The sequence below is a fragment of the Bradyrhizobium sp. genome (assembly GCF_049581145.1).
In the GTDB taxonomy this organism is placed as follows: Bacteria; Pseudomonadota; Alphaproteobacteria; order Rhizobiales; family Xanthobacteraceae; genus Bradyrhizobium.
Window position 1 is genome coordinate 1 of record NZ_JBAURI010000879.1, and the last position, 3808, is coordinate 3808.

The 3808-nt window shown below is 63.2% G+C and carries 4 protein-coding genes and 1 pseudogene; 4 read left to right on the top strand and 1 reads right to left on the bottom strand.

The annotated features are described in order from the left end of the window. Positions 1 to 923, top strand: a 923-nt coding sequence (locus WCB02_RS28720; protein ID WP_423963130.1) for a substrate-binding domain-containing protein, incomplete at its 5' end; no start/stop codon positions are given. Positions 924 to 989: 66 nt separating this feature from the next. On the opposite strand, the pseudogene WCB02_RS28725 reads toward WCB02_RS28720, so the two are convergent. Next, positions 990 to 1522, bottom strand: a pseudogene (locus tag WCB02_RS28725) (sensor histidine kinase). 360 nt (positions 1523 to 1882) lie between these two features. Between WCB02_RS28725 and WCB02_RS28730 the strand changes: the two are divergent. The 3 genes from WCB02_RS28730 (at position 1883) to WCB02_RS28740 (ending at position 3789) form a co-directional block, all read left to right on the top strand. Beyond that, positions 1883 to 2923, top strand: coding sequence for an aminoglycoside phosphotransferase (locus WCB02_RS28730; protein ID WP_423963131.1), 1041 nt, complete (start codon positions 1883 to 1885; stop codon positions 2921 to 2923). Positions 2924 to 3063: 140 nt separating this feature from the next. Continuing rightward, positions 3064 to 3204, top strand: a complete 141-nt coding sequence (locus WCB02_RS28735) for a polyhydroxyalkanoate synthesis regulator DNA-binding domain-containing protein (protein WP_423963132.1) — start codon at positions 3064 to 3066, stop codon at positions 3202 to 3204. Between the two features lie 69 nt (positions 3205 to 3273). Next, complete coding sequence (locus WCB02_RS28740; RefSeq protein WP_423963133.1) at positions 3274 to 3789, top strand: GrpB family protein; 516 nt, start codon at positions 3274 to 3276, stop codon at positions 3787 to 3789. Positions 3790 to 3808: the final 19 nt, after the last annotated feature.

Genomic DNA, 3808 nt, shown 5'->3' on the forward strand with positions numbered 1-3808 from the left:
TGGCCGGCCTGCCGCCGCGTTCCGATGCCAAGGTCACCGCGAAAGTGCCGGTCCGCATTGCGTCCGAACTCGGACGCGCCGAATTCGTGATGGTCTCGTTGGTGGAAGGCGCAGGTGGCCTGGTCGCCTATCCCTCGGGCAAGGGATCGGGGGCGATCACGTCCTTCGCCCAGGCCGATGGTTTTCTCCGGATCGATGCATTGGCCGACCAGCTGCCGGCCGGCACCGAAGCCGAGGTCACCCTGTTCACGCCGCATGTGCGGGTGCCCGATCTCGTCATCGTCGGCAGTCATTGCACGGGGCTCGATCTGGTGACGACACGGCTGGCACGCGCCGGGCTTGCCGTCCGCTCGATTGCCGTCGGCAGTCTGGGCGGCCTGGCCGCGGCCCAACGCGGCGAATGCGATTTCGCGCCGATCCACCTGTTTGACGACAAGACCGAAACCTACAACACGCCATTCCTCGGCGCCGGGCTCGAGCTGGTGCCGGGCTGGCGGCGGATGCAGGGCATCGTGTTTCGCAAGGGCGACAGGCGGTTTGAAGGGTTGAGCGCCGCAGGCGCCGTGCGCGCGGCAACCGCCGACCCAGCCTGCATCATGGTCAACCGCAATCAGGGCGCGGGCACACGCATCCTGATCGACCGGCTGCTCGGCGGCGCCCGCCCCGACGGCTATTGGAACCAGCCGCGCTCGCACAACGCGGTTGCCGCGGCGGTCGCGCAGGGCCGCGCCGATTGGGGCATGACGATCGCACCCGTCGCGCACGCGGCCGAGCTCGGCTTCATCCCGTTTGCCGAGGAGCACTATGATTTCGCGCTGGTGACGGCACGCAGGCAACGGCCGGCGGTACTCGCGTTTCTCGATTCGCTCGCCTCAAATGGGACCCGTGCCGCGCTGACCGAGGCCGGATTCAGGCCGGCCTGACCTGCGCCGCGTGGCTTCGGATGCCCCCCGCGCCGAGACGCGCGATGCGCCGCTCTCGCGAACGGCTCAGGCCGCGAGAGGCAGCGTCACGCGCGCACAAAGGCCGCCGTTTGCGCCATTCGCGAGAACGACCTCGCCACCGTGCGCCTGAACGGCTGAGCGCACGATCGCCAGGCCGAGCCCGATGCCGCCGGTCTCTTCGTTGCGCGAGGGCTCGATGCGCACGAACGTTCGAAGACGGCCTCCAGCTTGCCCGGCGGTATGCCGGGGCCGTCGTCCTCGACCCTGATTTCGACGGCGTCGTGCTGGACTTTCAGGCTGACGCGGGCCCTTGACCCGTACCGCACCGCGTTCTCGACGAGGTTGGCAATCGCGCGGCGGAGCGCGGTCGGTCGGCACTTGAAGGTAAGCCGCGCCGGCCCATCGAGCGCGATCGCCCTGATATCCTCCACCACCGCATCGATCAAAGCGACGAGGTCCGTCGCACGGGTCTCCTCCGCAATATCCTGCCGGGCGAACGACAACGTTGCCTCGGTCATCTGCTGCAGGCCCATCAAGGTTCGAATCATCGCCGCGCGCAATTCAGGGTCGTCGATCATCTCGGCGCGCAGGCGCAGCGAGGCGATAGGCGACTGCCGCGGCTGTACCGCGAAGTCTTTCCTTGATCTGTCGCAAATTGAGTTCGAGCATAGTCATACAGTCTGCTGCAACATAGGCATCTGACCGACGGCCACCAGTGATATCGACGCTCCGAGTTTACGAAAAGCCATTGTGTGTCGCCTTGTGGCACGAAGCGTAAGCGCGGCCGCACGGTGATTCTGACGCTGGGGGTACACCGGCTGCGCCACCAGCCTGCTGACCATGGCCCTTGACCTAAATGTGACACGGGTAGCTGAATATGTGGTAAGAGTCGTGGCCGAAAACTGGTGTCAGTGTGGATTGATATGACGGCGGACCCGTTGCCAAAAGCGGCTGACGCCGAGTATCTCACCGAAGCGCTTCGTCGATCCGGCTGGCTCAGAGAGGCACGCGTTTGCAACGTCGCGGTGATGAACTCGTTGAAGAAGCAGCGATCGCACACATTCCGTTTGGGCCTGAGCTATGAGGGTGCCGCCGCCGACGCCCCGAGTTCACTCGTTCTCAAAATGGGCCATCTCGACGGCACCGGTAGGCCGTCTTATGCGAACCGCTGCGAGATCGCATTCTACCGCGACCTCGCTTCGGCGATACGGGTGGTGCCGCGCTGTTTCGAGGCCGTCGCGGCCTCGGACACCAGCACCTGGCATCTATTGCTCGAAGACCTGACGGATTCACATTTCTTCGCCACCGAATGGCCACTGCCGCCCGCCCCGGGGCAATGCGAGAGCATCGTCGAAGCCTGGGCGAGATGTCATGCCGCCTGGTGGGGCGACCCCCGTCTGGGCGTTTCCGTAGGGAGCTGGCCCGATGAGCAGTGGGAGCGATACCTGCAGCAGGGTTTCACCGAGCGGTTCGCAAATTTCGCCGACCGCTTCGGCCAGGTTATGCCTCCCGAACGACGTGGACTCTACGAACGACTGCTGGATCGGGCACCGCGGCTGCTCGCGCGCTATCGTGCGCGCCGCGACCTGACGCTTAGTCACGGCGATGCACATTGGTGGAATTGCTTCCTGCCGCGAGACGGCGGCGGCAAGGTTCAGCTGATCGATTGGGAGGGCTGGAGCATCGACACCGGGACGACCGACATCGCCTACATGATGGCGATGCTTTGGTTTCCCGATATGCGGCGCGCGATCGAGCAGCTGCTGCTCGATCGCTACCACGCGGCGCTGCTGGCGAACGGCGTGAGCGGTTACGACCGCCGGGCGCTGCACGACGATTATCGCTTGTCGGTGCTCTGGCTGATCCTCAGACCGATCGAGCAAGCAGCATCCAACATCCCGCCGCGGGTCTGGTGGCCCAATCTCGAACGCATCATGCTGGCGGTCGACGATCTCGGCTGCCGCGAACTGCTATCCTGACGTGAAGCAACGATCATGACTTCCAATAGATTGCGCACTGGCCGAGGTCGGGGAGTAGGGATGGGTAGAGCTCTTGCGAAACCCATCAATTCCCCGAGCTGTAACGCACGGGCATTTCCGGAAGTGGGGGTAGACCGGCTGTGTCACTAGATGAATTGGCGGCAATGAAGAAGCGAGGCAAGAGCTTTTTCGTCCACGATACTAAGACCGACATGGACATCACCCGAGCAGTGCTCGCGCAGATCGCTTTCGTAGAGGAAAACTTCCGCTCTGTGCGATAGCCACAGCTGCCCTTTAGCGGCAGCGCCTAACGACGGCGTCTTAGCGGGCCGAGTTGTGGAGCCGAGGAAATGGATGCAATCGAGATCGTCGATTACGATCCCCGATGGCCGCTCTTGTTCGAGGAAGAGGCCAAGCGGTTGCGGGCGGTCCTTGATCCATCGCAGATCATAGGACTAGAGCATTTTGGAAGCACTGCGATCCCCGGCCTGGCTGCCAAACCCATCATAGATATCCTGATAGCGGTGCGGTCATTGGCCGTCGCGCAGGCGACCGTCATCGAAGCGCTTCAAAACCTTGATTACGTCTTTTGGGCCGACAATCCGAAGACGGATCGAATGTTCTTCGTTAGAGGGATGCCTCCCTTTGGCTCAAAGCGCTCCCATCATGTGCACTTCACGGAGCCAACTGGAGAGATGTGGCACCGGTTGGCGTTCAGAGATTATTTGCGCGCTCATCCAGAGGAGGGCGAGGCTTACGAGCGGCTCAAAAGACGGCTCGCCGCCGAACCTCGGACAGATCGCGAGGCTTATACCGAGGCAAAATCTGCCTTTGTCGAAGGTGTGATGCGAAGGGCAACCAAGTAAGGGACGTCTGGTGTTGTGC

Coding starts and splice junctions, on each gene's coding strand:
- WCB02_RS28740 (WP_423963133.1), top strand. CDS start 3,274: ATGGATGCAATCGAGATCGTCGATTACGATCCCCGATGGCCGCTCTTG.